Annotated in this window: 17 protein-coding genes; 6 read left to right on the forward strand and 11 right to left on the reverse strand. The window is 50.5% G+C overall.

Annotated features, from left to right (window positions below):
* Positions 1-93: 93 nt before the first annotated feature.
* The 3 genes from FGI41_RS17495 to FGI41_RS17505 all read left to right on the forward strand — a co-directional run bounded on the left by FGI41_RS17495 (position 94) and on the right by FGI41_RS17505 (position 3,590).
* A complete protein-coding gene (locus FGI41_RS17495; RefSeq protein ID WP_139491633.1) occupies positions 94-1,530 on the forward strand; it encodes an aminotransferase-like domain-containing protein in 1,437 nt (478 codons plus the stop codon).
* Between the two features lie 94 nt (positions 1,531-1,624).
* Positions 1,625-2,227: a DedA family protein gene (locus tag FGI41_RS17500; protein WP_139491634.1), complete on the forward strand. Its 603-nt coding sequence runs from the start codon at positions 1,625-1,627 to the stop codon at positions 2,225-2,227.
* Positions 2,228-2,243: 16 nt separating this feature from the next.
* Positions 2,244-3,590, forward strand: coding sequence for a TrkH family potassium uptake protein (locus tag FGI41_RS17505; protein WP_139491635.1), 1,347 nt, complete (start codon positions 2,244-2,246; stop codon positions 3,588-3,590).
* A 42-nt stretch (positions 3,591-3,632) separates the two neighbouring features.
* On the opposite strand, the gene FGI41_RS17510 is transcribed toward FGI41_RS17505, so the two are convergent.
* The 8 genes from FGI41_RS17510 to FGI41_RS17545 form a co-directional block, all read right to left on the reverse strand.
* Positions 3,633-5,009, reverse strand: a complete 1,377-nt coding sequence (locus FGI41_RS17510; protein WP_139491636.1) for a sodium:solute symporter family protein — start codon at positions 5,007-5,009, stop codon at positions 3,633-3,635.
* A 143-nt stretch (positions 5,010-5,152) separates the two neighbouring features.
* Positions 5,153-6,250 (reverse strand): 3-isopropylmalate dehydrogenase, encoded by a 1,098-nt coding sequence (gene leuB / locus FGI41_RS17515; RefSeq protein ID WP_139491637.1) that lies wholly within the window; start codon positions 6,248-6,250, stop codon positions 5,153-5,155.
* A 107-nt stretch (positions 6,251-6,357) separates the two neighbouring features.
* On the reverse strand, positions 6,358-7,887 hold the full coding sequence (locus FGI41_RS17520) for a 2-isopropylmalate synthase (RefSeq protein ID WP_139491638.1): 1,530 nt from the start codon (positions 7,885-7,887) through the stop codon (positions 6,358-6,360).
* Positions 7,888-7,937: 50 nt separating this feature from the next.
* Positions 7,938-8,963 carry a ketol-acid reductoisomerase gene (ilvC, locus tag FGI41_RS17525; RefSeq protein ID WP_139491639.1) on the reverse strand — a complete coding sequence of 342 codons (1,026 nt, stop codon included), beginning with the start codon at positions 8,961-8,963 and terminating at the stop codon, positions 7,938-7,940.
* A gap of 29 nt (positions 8,964-8,992) precedes the next feature.
* Positions 8,993-9,493, reverse strand: a complete 501-nt coding sequence (gene ilvN / locus FGI41_RS17530) for an acetolactate synthase small subunit (RefSeq protein ID WP_139491747.1) — start codon at positions 9,491-9,493, stop codon at positions 8,993-8,995.
* A gap of 9 nt (positions 9,494-9,502) precedes the next feature.
* Positions 9,503-11,233: a biosynthetic-type acetolactate synthase large subunit gene (gene ilvB, locus FGI41_RS17535; RefSeq protein WP_139491640.1), complete on the reverse strand. Its 1,731-nt coding sequence runs from the start codon at positions 11,231-11,233 to the stop codon at positions 9,503-9,505.
* Between the two features lie 1,064 nt (positions 11,234-12,297).
* A complete protein-coding gene (gene sat / locus FGI41_RS17540; protein WP_139491641.1) occupies positions 12,298-13,464 on the reverse strand; it encodes a sulfate adenylyltransferase in 1,167 nt (388 codons plus the stop codon).
* A 24-nt stretch (positions 13,465-13,488) separates the two neighbouring features.
* Positions 13,489-14,190 (reverse strand): phosphoadenylyl-sulfate reductase, encoded by a 702-nt coding sequence (locus FGI41_RS17545; RefSeq protein ID WP_139491642.1) that lies wholly within the window; start codon positions 14,188-14,190, stop codon positions 13,489-13,491.
* Between the two features lie 270 nt (positions 14,191-14,460).
* Between FGI41_RS17545 and FGI41_RS17550 the strand changes: the two genes are divergently transcribed.
* From FGI41_RS17550 to FGI41_RS17560, 3 genes are all read left to right on the forward strand, one after another.
* Positions 14,461-16,080: a nitrite/sulfite reductase gene (locus FGI41_RS17550; RefSeq protein ID WP_139491643.1), complete on the forward strand. Its 1,620-nt coding sequence runs from the start codon at positions 14,461-14,463 to the stop codon at positions 16,078-16,080.
* Between the two features lie 42 nt (positions 16,081-16,122).
* Positions 16,123-16,335 (forward strand): DUF3906 family protein, encoded by a 213-nt coding sequence (locus tag FGI41_RS17555; protein ID WP_139491644.1) that lies wholly within the window; start codon positions 16,123-16,125, stop codon positions 16,333-16,335.
* 98 nt (positions 16,336-16,433) lie between these two features.
* The gene (locus FGI41_RS17560) at positions 16,434-17,120 is read left to right on the forward strand and encodes an ankyrin repeat domain-containing protein (RefSeq protein WP_139491645.1); all 687 of its coding nucleotides are present in this window, start codon (positions 16,434-16,436) and stop codon (positions 17,118-17,120) included.
* A 50-nt stretch (positions 17,121-17,170) separates the two neighbouring features.
* On the opposite strand, the gene FGI41_RS17565 is transcribed toward FGI41_RS17560, so the two are convergent.
* Genes FGI41_RS17565 through FGI41_RS17575 form a run of 3 tightly spaced genes read right to left on the reverse strand, consistent with a single transcriptional unit; the run spans position 17,171 to position 20,203 of the window.
* Positions 17,171-17,629, reverse strand: coding sequence for a hypothetical protein (locus FGI41_RS17565; RefSeq protein ID WP_139491646.1), 459 nt, complete (start codon positions 17,627-17,629; stop codon positions 17,171-17,173).
* 25 nt (positions 17,630-17,654) lie between these two features.
* On the reverse strand, positions 17,655-19,016 hold the full coding sequence (locus FGI41_RS17570; protein WP_139491647.1) for a hypothetical protein: 1,362 nt from the start codon (positions 19,014-19,016) through the stop codon (positions 17,655-17,657).
* Positions 19,017-19,027: 11 nt separating this feature from the next.
* Positions 19,028-20,203 carry an aminotransferase class I/II-fold pyridoxal phosphate-dependent enzyme gene (locus tag FGI41_RS17575; protein ID WP_139491648.1) on the reverse strand — a complete coding sequence of 392 codons (1,176 nt, stop codon included), beginning with the start codon at positions 20,201-20,203 and terminating at the stop codon, positions 19,028-19,030.
* Position 20,204 lies beyond the last annotated feature (1 nt).

Genomic DNA, 20,204 nt, shown 5'->3' on the forward strand with positions numbered 1-20,204 from the left:
GTATGTTCCGATATGATAAAAATTCAGACATGCTCTGTCAATGTTTTTCCGTTTCTTTATAATAAAAGTGATTATTCATGATCGGAGGCTTGTATGTCACGTCCGTTTTTTGCTTTTTCCTTTCAAAAACAGAGCGATATCCCACTCTATCTTCAATTATCGGCACAGCTCCGCAAGGCAATCTCGCTGGGTGCTTTTTTGCAAAATGGTGACCAGCTCGTCTCGTTGCGAGAGATGAAGACAATCAGCGGCTGTTCGCTGGAGACGGTGAAGAAGGCTTACGATCATCTCGTCGCAGAGGGCGATTTGGAAGCTGTGCATGGCAAGGGTTATTTCGTTACACCGCGATTACTGCGGGAGCCTGTCGTGCTTGGGGATGTCCCGCTTTTTTCCGCACTCGACTCTACACCGGCTCCAACCGCTGAACTGGTGCGGCGGCTTAGGCAACATTTTCTCAGCAGCTTCGAAATCCTAGGCGAGGACCGCTCGCAAGCTACCCGCCGTCGTCAGCAGGCGAAGGATCTGATCATCGCTCACGAGAAAAAACGCGGCGTTCCACTCACGGCTGAGCGTGTGTTGTTATTTAACCGCAGCCGAAGCGGACTTGCATTTCTGGTTTCGCATCTCATGAAACCAGGTGATGTGGTCTATCTGGAGGAGTACACCTATCCACCGTTGCTTGCAATTATGCAGTCCCGCGGGGTGATCGTCCGGTTGATTCCTTTTGATGATGAAGGCATTTCATTGGATCTGTTGAAAGCAGCGCACGAAACAGAACCGGCTGATTGGCTGCTGATTCAGCCTCATCACCATTTTCCTACAGGACTCAGCTACTCGCGCAAACGCAAGCTGGCTCTGCTCGCTTGGGCAGAAGAGACAGATGTGTCCATCATCGAAAACGATCACCACGGCGATCTGTGGTTTCAACGTCCAAGCCGTACTCTGTACCGGATCGTTAACGAAGAACAGCGAAACGTCTCTGTCTACTACATCCACTCTTTTTCTAAAACACTTTCACGTGAGCTGATGCTGGGTCTGCTGGCACTGCCTGTCACACTGGATGAAGCAGAGGTCACTCGCCTGAGTCAGCTCGTGTCACTTCACAGTCTGGAGCCTTCTTTATTAGTTATAGAAGCCGTGTCTCATATTCTGTGCGATCCGTGGCTGTCGGAGCAGTTTTTACCGGAACGCCGTGCTCACCTCGCAGCTCAATGGCAGATGGTCAAGCAGGCTGCTGATCAACTCCTGCCATCCCATGCCCGGCTCTATCCTGTAAAAGGCGGCCTCAACACTTGGATTCACTGGGGAGAGCCAACGATCCATGCTGATCAGATCGAGGAGCGGGTGGTCACGATTCTCCGTGCAGAAGGGATTGAGATTGCTCCGGGATATACTTTTGGTATGCCTTCTGAGGCCCATAACCGTAACGCCCGAATCCCAGCCCTGCGTTTCCCACTATCCCCATGGGGACCGCGTGAGATGCTTCATTGGCTCTCCAGAATCGCTGCCATTCTGGGTCAATACACCTAGCGCTCCGTCTTCCCTCCCAATTCACGCTTCGGACAAGATAATCAGCCTAATCCTCCTGTTTGTCCCATATACTGTCTTGAGGTGATCAATAAAGATGGTAACGACAATATGGGATACGATTGTTTGGCTGGTGGCTACATTCAGCTATCTTGGTGTTTTTCTCTCCATGGTGGTGGAAGGGATTGGATTGCCGTTTCCAGGTGATGTGGCGCTCTCCTTTTTCGGGTATTTGGCCAGTCGGGAGCGTTTTGACCTGATGCAGACGATCCTGTTTGCCACACTTGGCAGTGGGGTTGGCTCCATGATCTCTTTTACGCTGGGCAAACGGTATGGAGTCACTCTGTTGCAACGATACGGCAAATACTTATTGATCTCACAACAATCGATTGAAGTCACCACGCGTTTTTCCAGCCGTTACGGTGTCTTGGTGCTGTTAGTAGGCCGGATGCTGCCTGGTGTGCGGACACTCTCGTCGTATGTGGCCGGGATTGGCAATCTGAGCTGGCCGACGTTTTTGGTATGTAGTTTTATCGGTTTTTTCATATTCTGTGGCTTTTGGACAATGGTCGGGTTCTATTTGGGGGAAAATTGGTCAGTCGTGGTAAAAACGATAAAAGAATATTTGGTAGGAATCGCATCTGGAGTTATACTAATTGGTGTCACTTCACTGTTGTGGAGGAAATTCCGTAAAAAGTAGGGGAAGCGATAAACAAATGAAACGGAAACTGATCGACACCATCTTCTTTGATCCACCAAAAGCGCTGGTGCTGGGCTTTGCCTTCATTATTATGATCGGAGCATTTTTATTAACCTTGCCCATCTCCACACGTGACGGACAGGGGCTTTCTTGGATCAATGCCATTTTCACATCCACATCGGCTACTTGTGTAACAGGTCTGGTTGTAGTAGATACGGGCACGACCTTTACCACCTTCGGCCAAATGGTGATCCTGTCACTGATTCAAGTAGGTGGACTCGGCTTCATGACCTTTGCCACCTTTTTCGCTGTCTTGTTGGGCAAAAAAATCTCCTTGCGCCAGCGGCTGATGTTGCAGGAATCGCTCAATACAGTCTCCATCGAAGGGATTGTCAGGCTCGCCAAGCTGATCCTTTACTTCACCGCGACCACCGAGGTGATAGGCGGGATTCTGTTGTCGATTCGGTTTGCATTTGATATGCCGCTTGGAAAGGCCATCTATTATGGCTTTTTCCACGCCATCTCCAACTTTAACAATGCAGGCTTTGACCTGATGGGTGAATTCGCCAGTCTGACTGGGTATGTTGACGATATTTTGGTGAATCTGGTCGTGTGCACGATGATCACACTAGGCGGGATTGGCTTTATTGTCGTAAGTGAGGTCTGGGAATATCGCTTCACCCGCCGTCTTTCCTTACATACTAAAATCGTACTGGCAACCTCAGCGATCTTAACAGGACTTGGTACTGTGCTGATCTTACTCTTTGAATACAACAATCCCAACACCATGTCTGAGCTATCGCCAGTCGGTAAATTCCTCGGGGCGCTGTATCAATCTGTCACATCACGTACAGCAGGCTCCAATACACTTAACATCGCCGGTCTGCAGCATTCTACCTTATTCTTGATCATCATCCTGATGGTGATCGGGGCATCACCAGGTTCGACGGGTGGCGGTATCAAAACGACCACGTTTGCCACCCTGATCGGTGCCGTCATCACACAGATCAAAGGGAAAGAAGACGTGATCTTCTTCCGTCAGCGGATTGCTCCGACGATGGTTTACAAATCCCTCACCGTTACGATGAGCGGTTTATTCCTTGTTGTGATGGTGACGATGCTGTTGAATATCACAGAACCAGGCCGTGACTTTTTGATGATCCTGTTCGAGTCGGCCTCAGCTTTTGCCACCGTAGGCTTATCCATGGGTCTGACGCCGGAGCTAAGTGTCCCCGGAAAAATCATTATTGCAGTGACCATGTTTGCCGGGCGGGTCGGTCCACTCACGATTGCCTTTGCCTTGGCACAGCGCAAGCAAAAGGAATACTTCCGCTATCCGCAAGGCAAAATCATGATCGGCTAACCCACACTACGTCGGTCTGGCCTACTTCCTAATCAAATGAGTTCACCTGTCCACAAGACGGGTGGATTTTTTTTGTGCCCAGACACCAAGTAAAAAGCAACCGAGACTCCATACCGCACCCGGCCAGAACGGATCAATGCCTGTATTCATGTCAGCAAGCGCCCAGATGAGTGCGATGATTGGCGCGCCCCATACCGACCATGTAATCCAGCGAGGCTGTACGTTGACAATCCCCAACAGGTACAGTACCACCGGAAAAAAGATCGTCACTCCGCGAAGCGTCATCGACAGGAACGCCCACTCCAGAATAAGCGAGTCCGCCTGCACACAGACGATCAGGTATGCGCAAAATATCACAGCAAAAATCAACACCCGTGACAGCTGAATCGCTGCGGTATCACTGGCAAACCGCTTCGTATACCGCAAAATCACGTCCTGTCCGAGAATCGTCCCGATACTAAGCGCAAGCGCAGCCCCTGTCATCACGACCGAGAGCAGAATCACCGCAAGCGCCGTCCCCGTCACCCAAGGCGGCATGAACTGTAAAAAGAACTGAGGGATCGCCTCACGCGGAGTCAACTGTGGATCAGCATCATGCATGAACATACCAATCCAAGCTCCCAACAGTCCAATCAGCATAATGACCAGACCAGCGGCAAAAGAGCCATTGCGCGCTGCTTGTGTATCTCTGCTGGCAAAGATCGGCTGCAGGTACGCCTGCGTCGAAAAAATCCCTACGAACATCGCACCGCCCTGCGCCCAGCCAATCCCATGCTCTTCATTAAATAAGGTAAAACGCCCTTCCTCCATCCATCTGGCATAGGTATCGGGCGGCAGGGTGACAAACAGCCAGATCCCTGTCCCCACCAGCAAGATCAACAGCAGGTATGTCTTAATCGACCCGACCACACTCGCACCCATGAACCCGCCAAACCAGACATAAGCCAAGAGTAGCAGCATGGGCACCAACGCCATCAGCACGACATCCCCCTGCCAGAAGATTGTCAACAGCGGTAATGCCGCGAGGATCTGGGCAATCACCTGAATGAACATCCCCATACATAAAAAAATACTCGCCCCCAGCCTCGCCCGATCCCCATACTGGCTCCCGATCAGAGCAGGCAAGGTCGTCACCTGCTGACGGCGGAATTTTTCAGCAAATAAGCCAAGCAGTATAATCGACAGTCCACCGCCAAGCGTAAACCACAACGCCGGAAAGCCGTAGCGAAAAGCCAACTCCCCGGTCCCTACGATAGAAGTGCCACCGACAAAACCGCCGACCAGTGCACCAGTAACCATCCCTGTACTTAACATCCCACTCGCATTGGTAAAATCGCTCACCTTTTTCACGGAGCGCTTGGCATACATCCCAGCGACAATCGTCAAGGCCAGCACAGCAAAAAAACTGACAAACAACATGATGATTCCCTTCTCTCTGCGTTCCTGTAAAGCTTGGTTTCAGTATAGAAAAAGACAGAGCCTCCCACAAGAAAAAAGGAAGAAAGCATCCTGTTCCACCCGGGAACTAAGAATGCTTTCTTCATCTAATCAGCTATTATGGGTTATTGCCCGACAACCTGCTTTTGAAGCTGCTCAATTACTTTTTGCCCCATCTCAACAGTGCCAAGTGCCTGGCTGCGGTCTTCTGTCAGGTCACCTGTGCGGTATCCTGCATCAAGTACAGCCCAGACTGCCTTCTCAACCGCTTCTGCCGCTTCGTCCATGCCAAGCGAATGGCGCAGCATCATCGCTACAGACAAAATGGTGGCAAGTGGATTGGCTACCCCGCGGCCCGCGATATCTGGTGCAGAGCCGTGTACCGGTTCATACAGACCGATACTGCCCTCACCCAGACTTGCGGATGCGAGCATCCCAATCGAGCCGGTCAGCATCGCCGCTTCATCGCTCAAGATATCACCGAACATATTCTCAGTAACGATGACGTCAAACTGCTTCGGCGCACGTACCAGCTGCATCGCGCAGGAGTCTACCAGCTGGTGGGACAGAGTGACATCTGGATAGTCAGCCGCAACCCGTTCTGCTACCTTACGCCAGAGGCGGGAGCTTTCCAATACGTTGGCTTTATCCACAGAGACAAGATTCTTGCTGCGCTTGCGGGCGACCTCGAAGCTGGTGCGGATGATGCGCTCGATCTCTTTTTCCTGATAGATCAAGAGGTCTTCGGCCACTTCTTGACCATCTTCAGACGTATAGCGTTTTTTCTCTCCAAAATAGATACCGCCTGTCAGCTCACGCACGACGATCAGATCGACGCCAGCGACCACTTCTGGTTTGAGCGAGGATGCTTCTACCAGACTTGGGTGCATTGTGGCTGGACGCAGGTTGGCATAGAGACCAAGTGCTTTGCGGATTCCGAGCAGTCCTGCTTCTGGACGCAGATTCCCCGGATTTTGGTCCCATTTTGGGCCGCCTACCGCTCCAAGCAGTACAGCATCTGCTTCTTTTGCCAAACGAAGTGTTTCCTCTGGAAGTGGGGTGCCGTCTTCATCGATGGCACAACCGCCGATCCGTCCAAAGTCATAGGAAAACGAAACACCAGTCTGTTCAGAGATCACGTTGAGAACTTTGATCGCTTCCCCCATGATTTCCGGGCCGATTCCGTCACCGGGGAGTACGCAGATCTTGTAGGTCTTGTTCATCTTCCACACTTCTTTCCGTTACGTTTTTTCTATCTATATGGGGAACCACTTATCCTATCCAAAATCCTTTATCTCTCTAGTCTCTTCTCTGCTCGACTCGGCTGATGCTAGGAGGTGACCAGCGTCTGTCCGCGCAATTCGATGATTTTGTTAATCGCACGGATGTAAGCCAGTGCACTTGCTTCGAGGACGTCTGTGCTGACACCGCGTCCCTGAACGTTAATCGAGCCTTGCTGCAGGCGGACGTAGACTTCACCAAGCGCGTCTTTGCCGTGTGTGACGGAGACGATTTTGTAATCGGTCAACGTCACTTCCTCGCCAGTGGCACGGTCGATGGCTTTGTAGATCGAGTCTACGGAACCATTGCCGATGGCCGCTTCGGTGAGCACTTCGCCGTCGTTTTTGACCAAATGAACGCTTGCAGTAGGTGTTGAATGGTTCCCGTACGACAATTGTACCGATTCAAGGCTGTAAGTCTGTTGGGCAGCAAACAGCTTCACATCGATCAAGGCCAACAGATCATCATCGCTGACATCCTTTTTGCGGTCACACAATGCTTTGAACGCTACGAATGCTTCGTCGATCTGTTCTGCTTCAAGCTGATAGCCAAGCTCTGCCAGCTTCTCTTTGAACGCGTGGCGTCCGGAGTGTTTGCCAAGCACGATGCGGTTGGATTTGAAGCCGACTGTCTCTGGATTGATGATCTCATAGGTAGTCGCTTCCTTCAGCACGCCGTCCTGGTGGATGCCGGATTCATGTGCGTAGGCATTGGCTCCGACGACCGCTTTGTTACCAGGTACAATCATCCCTGTGAGGCGGCTGACCAGTTGGCTAGTACGGGCGATTTCTTTGAGATTCAGCGGAGTGATTGCCTGATAGATATCCTTACGGGTAGCAAGCGCCAGTGCCACTTCTTCAAGTGCGGCATTCCCTGCGCGTTCGCCGATCCCGTTGATCGTGCCCTCTACTTGAGTAGCACCCGCTTCAATCGCGGCGAGACTGTTGGCAACCGCCATCCCAAGGTCATCGTGACAGTGGCAGCTCAGCTTGATGTTGGATACAGCAGGTACACGCAGCTTCAGTTCACGGAAGATATTGCCGTATTCCAATGGTGTCATGTAACCGACCGTATCCGGGATGTTGATGATGGTCGCCCCTGCTTTGATCACCGCATCCACTACCTCTGCCAAATAGGCAATCTCGGTACGGCCTGCGTCTTCAGCAGAGAACTCAACCTCATGCATATATTTTTTCGCGTATTTGACCGCTTCCACTGCGCGTTCAATTACCTGTTCCTTGCTCATACGAAGCTTATGCTCCCGATGGATCGGGGAAGTGGCGATGAATACGTGGATGCAGGCATTTTGGGCTACTTTAAGTGCTTCATATGCTTTGTCGATATCACTCATCGTCGAGCGGGCCAGACTGACCACGGATGCATGTTTTACCCGTCTCGCAATCTCTTGCACAGACTTGAGGTCACCGGGAGAGGCGGCAGCAAAGCCCGCCTCCATCCGAGTTACGCCCAAACGTTCCAATTGCAAGGCAATCTCGATCTTTTCGCTGGTGCTCAGGTTGACCCCTGGTGATTGTTCACCGTCTCTGAGTGTTGTGTCAAAAATTTCTATCGTACGCATTTCTCTCCTCCACCTTTTTCATAAGTTCCCGTGGTCTTGGTGCAGGTCGCTTAGTTGCCGGATTTTACTGGTTCTGCTTGTTTTTCATCTTTTTTGATCCAAGCCATCATGCTGCGCAGCTGTTGACCAACGACTTCGATACCGTGTTCACTTTCCAGACGGCGGCGTGCGTTGAACCCTGGACGGTTCGCTTGGTTTTCGAGGATGAAGTTACGTGCGAATGTACCGTCTTGGATCTCAGCCAGCACTTTTTTCATTTCTTTGCGGGTCTCTTCTGTGATGATACGCTTACCCACGCTGTAGTCACCGTACTCAGCGGTGTCACTGATGGAGTAACGCATACGTGCGAGACCACCTTCGTACATCAGGTCAACGATCAATTTCAACTCATGCAGACACTCGAAGTATGCGATCTCTGGCTTGTAGCCTGCGTCCACGAGCGTATCGAAGCCTGCTTTAACCAACTCAGACACACCACCGCAAAGAACGGCCTGCTCACCGAAGAGGTCTGTCTCGGTCTCTTCACGGAATGTTGTCTCGATAACACCTGCACGGGTGCAGCCGATGCCGCTTGCATAAGCGAGTGCGGTTTCATGTGCTTTGCCTGTTGCGTCTTGATAGATCGCGAGCAAGCCAGGTACACCAAAATCTTCCGTATATACACGGCGTACCAGATGACCAGGGCTTTTTGGTGCTACCATGATGACGTCTACATCAGCAGGTGGCATGATTTGACCGTAGTGGATGTTGAAGCCGTGGGAGAAGCAGAGGGTTGCGCCTTTTTTCAGGTTTGGAGCGATTTCTTGGTTATACACCTGGCTCTGTCGCTCGTCTGGCATAAGGATCTGGATCAAGTCTGCACGTTGGGTAGCTTCTGCTACAGTGAATACTTGGAAACCGTCTTTTGCTGCCTGTTCGAAGGATTTTCCCGGACGTACGCCGACGATTACGTTGATGCCGCTGTCACGAAGGTTTTGTGCTTGTGCGTGGCCTTGGCTGCCGTAGCCGATGATTGCAACTGTTTTGCCTTTCAAAGCGGATTGATTAACGTCTTTTTCGTAGTACATAGTTACCATGGTATGGTTCCTCCTGAGTGGTTGTTTTTTTATGAGTGAATGGGTGTGTTAACAATACTTCTGGCCATTGCCACTGTGCCGGTACGGGTCAATTCCTCAATCCCGTATGGAGCAAGCAGGGTGAGCAAGGCATCTACTTTGGCGGTATCACCTGTCGCTTGAATGATCAGGGATTCCGGCCCGATGTCAATCACAGAAGCGCGGAACGGCTCAACAATTCCGTTAAGCTCTGTGCGCTGGCTCGGTGATGCTTTGACCTTGACCAGCAGGATTTCGCGGGCGACCATCGGATCTTTGGAAAGATGGATGACATCGATGACATCGATCAGTTTGATGAGTTGCTTTCTCAGCTGATCGACACGGGTCTCATCCCCGCCTGTGGTCACGATCATCCGCGACAGCCCCTCTTCTTCACATGGGCCTACGGTGATGCTGTCTATGTTAAAGTTGCGCTGACCGAACAAATTGGCGACACGGGTGAGTACACCGGGCTGATCGTTTACCAGAATCGCAAGCGTATGTCGTTCCATCATCATCGGCTACTCCTCCCCCAATACCATCTGATCAAGCGTATTACCTGATGCTACCATCGGATAGACATTCTCATGATTGGCGACACGGAAGTCCATGACAACCGGACCGTCGTGCTCCAACGCTTCTTTGATGATCGCTTCTGCCTCTTCGCGGTTGGTTGCCCGCAAGCCTTTCACCCCGTAAGCCTCTGCCAATTTGACAAAATCAGGGGAGCAAGACAGATCGATCTCGCTGTAGCGGTTTTCGTAGAAAAGCTCTTGCCACTGGCGAACCATCCCCAGAACCTGGTTGTTAACGATCGCGATCTTGACTGGCAGGTTAAACTGCTTCACTACCGCCAGCTCCTGATTGGTCATCTGGAACCCACCGTCACCTGCTACGGCAAACACCGTGCGATTCGGATGCGCGATCTGTGCCCCGATGGCTGCCGGAAAACCGAAGCCCATCGTACCAAGCCCTCCAGAGGAAACCAGTGAACGTGGATGCTTGAATTTGTAGTACTGTGCCACCCACATCTGGTGCTGTCCGACGTCTGTCGTCACAATGGCTTCACCCTCTGTGGCCTGATGGAGAAGTTCAATGACTTCCTGTGGCTTCAAAATATTTTCAATCTTCTGATAAGAATAAGGGAATTGTTGTTGGCTATCCTTGAGCTGCTGAAGCCAAGCCTCCGAATCGCAGCGGGAGACGAGTGGCAATGCTTTTTTCAAGGTGCTTTTCACATCGCCTGCAATCCGCAGTGCTGTCTCGACGTTTTTGCCCAGCTCAGCCGGATCGATGTCGACATGCACGATCGTGGCATTCGGTGCAAACTCCTTCGTCCGCCCCATCGTAATCCTGTCGTCAAAGCGTGCTCCCAGCCCAATCAGCAAATCTGCCTGCAAAATCGCCTGATTCGCTGTATAGCTGCCATGCATCCCCGGCATCCCCAGCGCCAATTCATGCTGACCCGGAAAATTTCCCAGTCCCATGAACGTGCTGATCACTGGAATCTGTGTTTTTTCGGCAAATGCGAGCAGGTCTTGTGTCGCATCAGCCGCCAGAATTCCTCCGCCTGCCAGAATGACCGGCTTTTTCGCCTGAGTCAGCGCCACAGCCAATGCCTCAACGTCTTGGTCAGTCGGCTCCAGTGTCGGCTGGTATCCGCGTACACTAACCGAGTCTGGATAGGTAAATGGAGTGACCGCATTGCACACATCTTTTGGAATGTCGATCAGGACAGGTCCCGGACGCCCAGTGCTTGCGATATAAAACGCTTCTTTGACGATTCTCGGCAGGTCCCGCACATCTCTGACAAAATAGTTGTGCTTGGTGATTGGCATCGTGATTCCTGTGATATTCGCCTCTTGGAAGGCATCGGTACCGATCAGACTCTGTGCCACGTTCCCTGTGATACAGACCAATGGAATCGAGTCCATCAACGCGGTGGCGATCCCTGTTACGAGGTTGGTTGCACCTGGCCCTGATGTCGCGATACAGACCCCTGTCTTACCTGTCGCCCTGGCGTAACCGTCTGCTGCATGGATTGCTCCCTGCTCATGTCTGGTGAGAATATGCTTGAGGTAGCTGCTGTACAGGGAGTCATAGATCGGCAAGACCGCGCCCCCCGGATATCCAAACACACACTCAACGCCTTCGAGTAACAAACATCGAAGCAACATGTCAGCCCCTGTCATTTCCTCGCCATACTCGATGGCTGGCAACGATCTGGTCAACTCAGCGGCTTCTACACTCATTTTGGTTCCTCCCCACTCTCCAGAATGGTTTTCTCTCCTAGGTTTTGAAAATAATGAAAACCCTTTCATCCCAGACATGTATAGCTATCATGTCTTTTGGGGCGAAAGGGTTCGCGATACCACCCAAAATTTATTGGCGCCTCACAGCAGCCAACCTTGGTCAGTCTGTTCTTTTCTACCTTGATCTCAGACTGGGACACATTAACGCGTGTCAAACGGTACGTACCTACTAAACAGATCGGAAAACCTGCCTTTCAGCCGACAGCTCAGAGTGTGATCCCTATTCTCGGCTCCTTACCTGGTCGCAGCGACCCCAGGCTCTCTGAAAAGGAGAATCGAAACAGTTTTCACTCTTCAAACGCTTTTCGAATTGTCTGAATGTTTGTTTGAGTTAACTAGGATTATAAACAGGCTATTTAGGGGTGTCAATCGAATAAAAATTCTTTTACCAGCCTTTTAATTGAGCGTTTGTTCAGCAAAACTCGGGCATCCTGCGCCCAGTTTGGGTGTAAGCGCATACAATTTTATACATATTTTTTTTGTAACGGAAACAAGGAAGACCGGTTAGCCTTCCTCTGATCCATTCCCTAGCAGGGGATTATTTGATTTCGCTACGAAAAAAAGAGTATGACATCGTGACAAATTGTCTCGATTGTCCAGATAAGAGAGTGTATCTGGACGGTTCCCCACGCGATCCCTCTGCCAAATAACTGTGGCAGATTTGTGAAGATTTCAAGGATTGTCGTGAAACTTAGTCATGTTAGGTTTCCTTACATTATAACAGCAGCTTCTCTAATTGCCAACTACTTGGTATCCATCTTTTGTATTTTCTTCACTCTCTTTAATCTTTATTACCTCCTCCCCAACCAAAAGTGGGATCGGGAGGGGCAAGGTTGCGTGGGAACGGCCCCTCTTCCCTCTTGGCAACTTCGTTGCGGCCAGTAAACACTTCCTAGAAAGCTGGCAAACCGGGCCAATCCCACGCAACCTTGCCCCTCCCGAAAGCACACAAAAAAGACCCCCTCATAGAGAAGGGATCTCTTCAAAAACGTGTTAGCCGTAAATTAAACCGGTTGCGTCTCTTGCATGCCTTTGATCAGTACCTGTGCCACTTCTGGACGGGTAAACTGTGGCGGTGGAGTCTGACCGTTGCGCAGCAGTCCACGCACTTTTGTCCCGGAGAGGGTCAGGTGGTCTGCTTTGTCATGCGGGCACGTCTTAGTGGTCGCCATGCCGTCGCATTTGGTGCAGAAGAAGCTGTGCTCGAAGAACAGCAGTTCGATACCGAGCTCCTCACGGGTAAACTCGGAGAAAATATATTGAGCATCATACGTGCCATAGTAATCGCCTACACCAGCATGGTCGCGGCCTACGATAAAGTGAGTGCAGCCGTAGTTTTTACGCACCATCGCATGGTAGACCGCTTCACGTGGGCCTGCATAGCGCATCGCCGCTGGGAAAGCACCGAGGAAGACACGATCTTTTGGATAGTAGTTTTCGAGGAGCACCAGATAGCTCTCCATACGGACGGTAGCCGGTACGTCATCGGATTTGGTTTGGCCCACGAGTGGGTTGAGGAAGAGCCCGTCTACGATTTCCATAGCAGTCTTTTGGATATATTCATGGGCACGGTGAACCGGATTGCGGGTCTGGAAGCCGACAGCGGTTTTCCAGCCTTTTTCCTGGAAGATCGCGCGGGTCTGCTCTGGCGTGTAGTAATAATCAGCGAAAAGCTCAGGCTGTGGACGTTCCAGTACGTCGATTGGGCCGCCGAGATAGAGCGCTGGGCGTTCGAACAGCTTCGCTACGCCTGGATGTTCCAGTTCTGTCGTACGGTATACATTTTGTGCTTCTTTTTGTTTATCAGGAACATATTTACTTTCGACAGTTAGTACCGCATAGTTGATGCCGTCTTCACCGCGAAGCACCACTTTTTCACCGATTTCCAGGTCTTGGTACTGTTCATCGACAGCAAGGGTAATCGGGATGGACCACACCAGACCGTTGGCGAGGCGCATATGATCAACGACAGAATGGTAGTCAGCCTCAGTCAAAAAGCCGGTCAATGGGGAGAACGCCCCGATGGAAATACAGTCAATATCAGATATCGTCCAAGAATCGACGGTGATTACGCGATAGTTATCAAGTTGTTTTTGTACCTCTTCACGCGCCTCGGCAGAAAGCAGGCGGTTAATCAGTACCCCACCGTGGGGCTGGTTCACATAAGACACGCTGATTCCTCCTCTTGTTTCCTCTTACTTGTGCAGACCGCACTCCGTTTTTTCATGACCGGACCAACGTCCAGCGCGTGGGTCTTCGCCAGGCATCACTTGGCGGGTGCAGACATCACAGCCGATGCTTGGATAGTGATTGTCGTGAAGCGGGTTGTACGGTACGTTGTTGGCTTTGATGTACGCCCATACATCTTCAGATGTCCAGCCTGCCAGCGGGTTGAACTTCATCAGACCGAATTTTTCATCCCACTCGATCTTTTTCGCGTTCGCGCGGGTTGGCGCCTGGTCACGGCGAATTCCGGTGATCCAAGAGCTATATTGAGACAGAATATCTGTCAATGGCTCTACTTTGCGGATATTACAGCATTGGTTCGGGGCGGTTTTCCACAGCTCGTCACCGAATTGTTCTGCCTGCTCTTCTAATGTGAGCTTAGGCAATACTTTGATGAAGTCGCGGTTGTAGTGTTTGGCTACGCGCTCGATGGTCTCATATGTTTCTGGGAAGTGCTTGTTGGTGTCGAGATAAAACACTGGTGTCTGTGGTGCCACCTTGGCAATCATATCGATCACGACAACGTCTTCTGCACCGAAGCTGGATGCGAATACGATGTCTGTGCCGTATTGCTCCACGGCCCATGCGATGATCTCTTCTGGGCTTTGGCCCTCTAAGCGGTATGCCCACAATTGAAGTTCCTCATCTGACCATCTTTTTTTGTCTGTCATGTCTACCCCTCCCACGTTAGTTACGATAGTTATCATATGTTGCGGTTGTAGTTCTGGTCACATGCCTAACGGTCAGTTGATCAGCCACCGCACTAATCCGATTAAACCCATCGGATATGCTAATGAATTTAGATTTAATCTTATTTTCTTTCTATTTCCATGTCAACACCGAAAAATAATCATTGACCATATGTTCCCACAGGTTTATACTTATCCCAAAACAATTCCGAGTAATCCAATTGGTTTTAAGCATAAAAGGAGGGTTCATCCATGTCAGAGCAAGTACGCCCTTGGGAAGCAGATACTTCTAAGCTAAGCAAGTTTGAGCAAGTCAAGCTGGAGCGTGACGGCCTCGATATTATTCAAAAAATTCGCGATCTTTCCGCACAAGGCTATGAGGCTTTCAGCGAAGACGATCTGTCTTTCTTTAAATGGGCTGGCATCTATGAGCAAAAGCCAAAAGGTGAAGGCAAATTCATGATGCGTGTCCGTATCCCATCCGGTATTTTCAGCAGTGAACAAGCGCGCACTCTCGCCGCCATCGCTCGCGACTATGGACGCAGTGTAGTGGATATCACAACTCGTCAAGCAGTTCAGTTCCACTGGCTTGAGACCGAGCAGCTCCCTGATATCTTCGACCGCATGGAAAAAGTAGGCCTGTTCTCTTACCAAGCATGTGGTGACGTACCACGTACCATCGTAGGTAACCCACTCGCCGGGATCGACCCGAATGAACTCATCGATACCCGTGCGCTCGTTGAGGAGCTGGAGACTTACTTCCTATTGAACCGTGAATTCTCCAACCTGCCACGCAAATACAAAGTCTCTATCTCTTCCAATATCTATAACACCGGGCACGCTGAGATCAACGACCTCGCGTTCACTCCGGCTACCAAAGTCATCGACGGTGAAGAAGTCATCGGCTTCCACGTATGGGTGGGCGGCGGTCTTTCTGCCAAGCCTTATCTGGCACAACGCCTCGACCTGTTCGTACGTCCTGAAGAAGTGCTCAAAGTAGCAGAAGGCGTCACCACCATCTTCCGCGACTTCGGCTACCGTGAAAAACGCCACCATGCCCGCCTGAAGTTCCTCGTGGCTGACTGGGGTGCTGAGAAATTCCTGGCAAAGCTGACCGAAATCATCGGCCCGATGGAATCACTCGGAACCGACCGCACTGTAGGCTGGAATGCCGGTTATTTCACAGGCGTTCACAAGCAAAAGGACGGTCTCAACTATGTAGGTCTTCTGCTTCCGGTAGGCCGCTTCGATGCAGATGAGCTGGATGAGCTGGCACGTCTTGCAGACACCTATGGCGACGGCTCCCTGCGCGCATGTAACTCCCAAAACCTCCTGATTCCTAACGTCGCTGACGAAAACGTGGAAAAGCTGCTCGCAGAACCACTGCTTGCGCGTCTCACTCCAAATCCACGCACCTTCATCGGCCACGCTGTCTCCTGTACCGGTAACGAATATTGCAACCTCGCTATTGTCGAGACCAAAGAACGCATGGTATCCGTCGCCAACTGGCTGGATGAAAATGTCGAGCTGGATACTCCAGTCCGCATTCACGTCAACGGTTGCCCGAACTCCTGCGGCCAGCGTCAAATCGCTGACATCGGTCTGCAAGGCGCCCTCGTCAAAACCGAGAACGGCATGATCGACGCTTTCGACCTCCACATCGGCGGCAGCCTCGGTCCAGATGCAGCCTTCAACCAAAAGCTGAAAGGCCGTGTCCCTGGTGACCGCATCGCTCCTGTAATCGGCAACCTGATCGAATACTACAAGGAAACTCGCGTGGAAGGCGAGAAATTCCACCAAACCGTACGCCGTGTCGGTCTTGAAGCGTTCCAAGAGCGCCTCAACGTGATTCTTGCGACCGTAGGTGTGTAAATCTTATACTAAGGGGAAACCCTCACAGGGAGGCACCCGATTATGTTTCTGTACAAAATCGAAGCGACCACGGAAGAGAACAAGTCTATTGTCGTCGTCGTGATCTCCGAATCAGACGAAAAAGCATTCTCCTATGCGGAAACGGCAATTCGGCGTGAGTTCCTGGTCGCTCCCAAGCTGACCGACATCTCACTGGTCGAGAAGAAGTACCTCGAAAAAGGAAAAGCCTATGTGATCGAAAACGCTGTCGTATAAGACGGCGTTTTCTTTTTCTTTATTTTTTTCATATTCCAGATGGATTATAATGGATATTATGATGATTTGTAGTTTTGCATAAAGGAGCCCCGTAGCCTATGTCAACTGACCTTACTTTTTTTGAAGCGATTAAAAAGAATCAACCCGAAACAGTGCGAGCGCTGCTCAATCAAGATGCCTCGTTACTGCATCTGCATACAGAGAATGGCGATTCACCTGTGATTCTCGCCGTCTATCATGGGGCCAGAGAGGCGCTGAACGTGCTGCTCTCCCACTCTCTAGACAGCGAACTGAGCTGGTTTGAGGCGGCTGCTGTCGGGAACCCTTACCGACTTGCCGCGCTGATCGATACAGATCCCGAAATCATTTATACATACAGTCACGACGGCTGGACAGCCCTACATCTCACCAGCTTTTTCGGTCATACTGATGCTACCCGGATTCTGTTGGCCGCAGGCGCACCGCTTGATGTACGCTCTCTCAATCCGATGCAAAACCACCCCATCCACGCAGCCATCGCGGGGTATTATCAAAAAGAACTGGTCGAATTGCTGATCGAGCACGGTGCGGATCTGGATGCCAAGGAAAGTGGCGGGTATACCCCTCTGCATGAAGCCGCACTGCGCGGATATGCGGAGTTGGTGACGACCCTGCTTGCCAATGATGCAGATGCTACCTTGACCAATGAAGATGGGAAAACAGCGCTGGAGCTTGCGGCAGAGAAAGGGCATAAAGTGGTGTGTGAGATTTTGCTGCCGTATAGTAATGCGAGGTTCATTCAGTGAAAGTGAGTTATTATTAAGTGAATAGATAACAGCAAAGAGCCGTTGGAGGACTATTTCCCAACGGCTTTTTCTTGAAGACCTGTACTCAACTCGATGATTTCCTGATACTCCTTGCCGCCTTGTTTCCATGACACTTGTACTTGAGCTGCGTCGATACTTTCTTTGAGTTCTTCCATACTGATGCCGGCACGTTGATAGCTGGGGCTCATCACTGGAATTAATCTGCTGTAGCTTTCACCAAAAAGTTGTTCTCCTGGTCTGTATTCTTCTAGCTTTCCTGGATAGCGAAACTCGTACCGTACATCCTCATATGGTGTGTGTCCTAAATAATTCAGGTTACCTTTATGCAGCATTGTCTTTTCAGAAACCGTATATGTCAAATCCATATTCCAATTGTCGTTTTCACCAAAGACGATAATCTCGCCTGTCTCAGGCTTTGTAACACATCCCGTGGCAAACAGACACAAGGTTAGCGTTAGCATCCAATGATACAGCCAATTTGTTCGCATGGGCAAACGGCTCCTTCTAATGTGTTTAACTATTATAGTTATCCGCAAAAAATCTTTTTGATACTCTTACTCCAGGCACATCAGATCCTCTAAAACTCCAATAAATCGACCAGTAGTGACTGGCAACGCCATTTTGCTTTTGCGCCACACGTGTGTTTACACCTGGGTCGACTAGTGCAGCATTTTGCGCTACAGACGAAAGCTCGTTAAAATCCCATTTATGATTGGCCTTTTGTAATGAAAAATCACTCCAATCACTAATCTCCAATTCTTTGATATTCCATGTGTAACTGAATCCTGCATTTGCTACGGCCGCAGACATGCCTACATTAACACTGACTGAAGAATTACTGGTTGAAAAGGTTCCAATCGGTCCATACCTATATAAGATTTGATTTGGATGATAAGATGTGTAGGTACGGTCGTAGAATCTATTGATCACGTATGGTTTATAATCAGGATTTGAAGCTGCTAATCGGGAACCCGGCGTAATCTGAGTGTACCAATCAAAAACAAACCAGTCATAAGTTGCATCCCCATCCGGAACAAGCTGCCAAAATTCAAATCTTTGATTCACAACACCGTACGGTTTATTATAATTCGTAACAAAATAGTCTCCACGTTTTTTCCAATTACTAGATGGTTCACCACTAGTGTAAGATATCCGTGAAGTTCCTTTCCTCTTCGTTTTCAATCGATTATAGGAATGGATATATGTTGTTTCTAATATTGAATCGGTCACAAATGAACTTTCTTGTCCGATCGGTACCATCACTTCACCAACATTCATCATCCCATCTGAACCACGGGAAATCCATGAAGCTGCTACTAGTTGGGAAGGGTCGGGCTGCAGTGTCTCTTCTCGAATCGTGATATCAAAAGCCTGAGCCACCCTATTCATATCCACCTCCCCAAAAAAGACAACCATCCTTCCCTGTTCCACCCCATCTCTTAACATCCGATGCAATCCACTGCCCTCTTTGATCGCTTCCTCCACTTGATCTTCTAACACCCAGATCGCTTTTGCTGAGAGCGCCTGTCCTTTCGATTTTCGTACAAGCTTGGCCAATCTGTTCGTTTTTGGCCCGTTTCTGATCGCGGTGGTCGACATAGCATTGCCGCTGATTACGTCAATCGTAATAGCTTTTTTGCTCTGTTCTAACTCTTCTAGCGGTTGCTCTGGAAAGATCAAGTTTTCATCAACAGATTTAGCTGTTGATGTACCATCATTACCGGGGACAGCAAGAAATAGAGTCAAACTAGTAAGTATAATGACCATCACCAATCTCACCTTGATCCCTCCTTGATTTACAAATATTGTTACCTGCTTCAAGCTATTTATCCCACGCAAAAAAGCCACCCCCGAAGGAATGGCTCTCATATTCACGCTCTATTCACTTACTTCACTCCAACCCGCTTCAGCGTCTGTGGTCGCGCACAAGCTGCCAGCGCCTGCTCAAAATCAGCCAGCAGGTCATTCACGTCCTCCAGACCGACAGACAGGCGGATCAGACCGTCTGTGATGCCGCGCTTTTCACGCTCATCCTGAGGCATGGCAGCGTGGGACATCATGGCTGGATAGGAGAGGATGCTCTCGACCGAACCAAGGCTTACAGCGACGAGGGGAAGCTGTACAGCATCAAAGAACGCCTTCACCTTCTCACGGCTCCCCACGTCAAAGGAGAGAACTGCACCGTGGCCGGACGATTGACGGTTTTGGATCGCGTGTCCTTCATGTCCGGTCAGGCCGGTATAGTAGACCTTTTCCACCAATGGATGGCGGTCCAGCCATTGGGCGATTTTGTGTGCATTCTTGGTGCTGACATCAAGACGGGATTTGAGGGTTTTGAGACCGCGCATCACGAGCCAGCAGTCTTGTACGCCAAGGATGGCGCCAAATCCGTTTTGGATCATGTAGAGCTGATTGCCCAGCTCTTCTTCTTTGGTAACCACCAGACCGGCCACGACGTCACTGTGACCCCCGATGAATTTGGTTGCGCTGTGGATGACGATGTCGGCCCCCAGCTCAAGTGGGCGCTGATAATACGGAGTCATGAACGTATTATCCACGATGGTGAGCACCCCTTGAGCTTGGGCCAGTCTACACACACCCGCGATGTCTGTTACTTTCAAAGTTGGATTGGACGGGGTCTCCAGATAAATGGCACGGGTCGTTGGCAGAATGCTTGCTTCCACCGCTTTGAGATCGGTTGTGTCGACGAACGTGACCTCAATACCCATGCGCGACAAGACTTTAGTCAGGAAACGGTACGTTCCGCCATACACGTCCTCGGCCACCACCAGATGATCCCCCGCAGAGAAGAGCATGAACACACTAGAGATCGCCGCCATCCCGGAAGCGAAGGCAAAGCCTCGTGTCCCGCCTTCGAGTACCGCGATCGCATCCTCTAACGCTTGGCGGGTCGGATTGCCGGAGCGTGCATAGTCGAACGTATTGGGCTGATCGATATCGAACTGATGAAACGTCGATGCCTGATAAATCGGAATACTGGACGCTCCTGTCACACCATCAATCGCATTGCTTCCATGCAAAAGCTTTGTCGCAAAATTCATC

The sequence above is a fragment of the Brevibacillus dissolubilis genome, assembly GCF_006170445.1.
Taxonomy (GTDB): Bacteria; Bacillota; Bacilli; order Brevibacillales; family Brevibacillaceae; genus Brevibacillus_B; species Brevibacillus_B dissolubilis.

Coding starts and splice junctions, on each gene's coding strand:
- FGI41_RS17495 (WP_139491633.1), top strand. CDS start 94: ATGTCACGTCCGTTTTTTGCTTTTTCCTTTCAAAAACAGAGCGATATC.
- FGI41_RS17500 (WP_139491634.1), top strand. CDS start 1,625: ATGGTAACGACAATATGGGATACGATTGTTTGGCTGGTGGCTACATTC.
- FGI41_RS17505 (WP_139491635.1), top strand. CDS start 2,244: ATGAAACGGAAACTGATCGACACCATCTTCTTTGATCCACCAAAAGCG.
- FGI41_RS17510 (WP_139491636.1), bottom strand. CDS start 5,009: ATGTTGTTTGTCAGTTTTTTTGCTGTGCTGGCCTTGACGATTGTCGCT.
- leuB (WP_139491637.1), bottom strand. CDS start 6,250: ATGAACAAGACCTACAAGATCTGCGTACTCCCCGGTGACGGAATCGGC.
- FGI41_RS17520 (WP_139491638.1), bottom strand. CDS start 7,887: ATGCGTACGATAGAAATTTTTGACACAACACTCAGAGACGGTGAACAA.
- ilvC (WP_139491639.1), bottom strand. CDS start 8,963: ATGGTAACTATGTACTACGAAAAAGACGTTAATCAATCCGCTTTGAAA.
- ilvN (WP_139491747.1), bottom strand. CDS start 9,493: ATGGAACGACATACGCTTGCGATTCTGGTAAACGATCAGCCCGGTGTA.
- ilvB (WP_139491640.1), bottom strand. CDS start 11,233: ATGAGTGTAGAAGCCGCTGAGTTGACCAGATCGTTGCCAGCCATCGAG.
- FGI41_RS17545 (WP_139491642.1), bottom strand. CDS start 14,190: ATGACAGACAAAAAAAGATGGTCAGATGAGGAACTTCAATTGTGGGCA.
- FGI41_RS17550 (WP_139491643.1), top strand. CDS start 14,461: ATGTCAGAGCAAGTACGCCCTTGGGAAGCAGATACTTCTAAGCTAAGC.
- FGI41_RS17555 (WP_139491644.1), top strand. CDS start 16,123: ATGTTTCTGTACAAAATCGAAGCGACCACGGAAGAGAACAAGTCTATT.
- FGI41_RS17560 (WP_139491645.1), top strand. CDS start 16,434: ATGTCAACTGACCTTACTTTTTTTGAAGCGATTAAAAAGAATCAACCC.
- FGI41_RS17565 (WP_139491646.1), bottom strand. CDS start 17,629: ATGCGAACAAATTGGCTGTATCATTGGATGCTAACGCTAACCTTGTGT.
- FGI41_RS17575 (WP_139491648.1), bottom strand. CDS start 20,203: ATGAATTTTGCGACAAAGCTTTTGCATGGAAGCAATGCGATTGATGGT.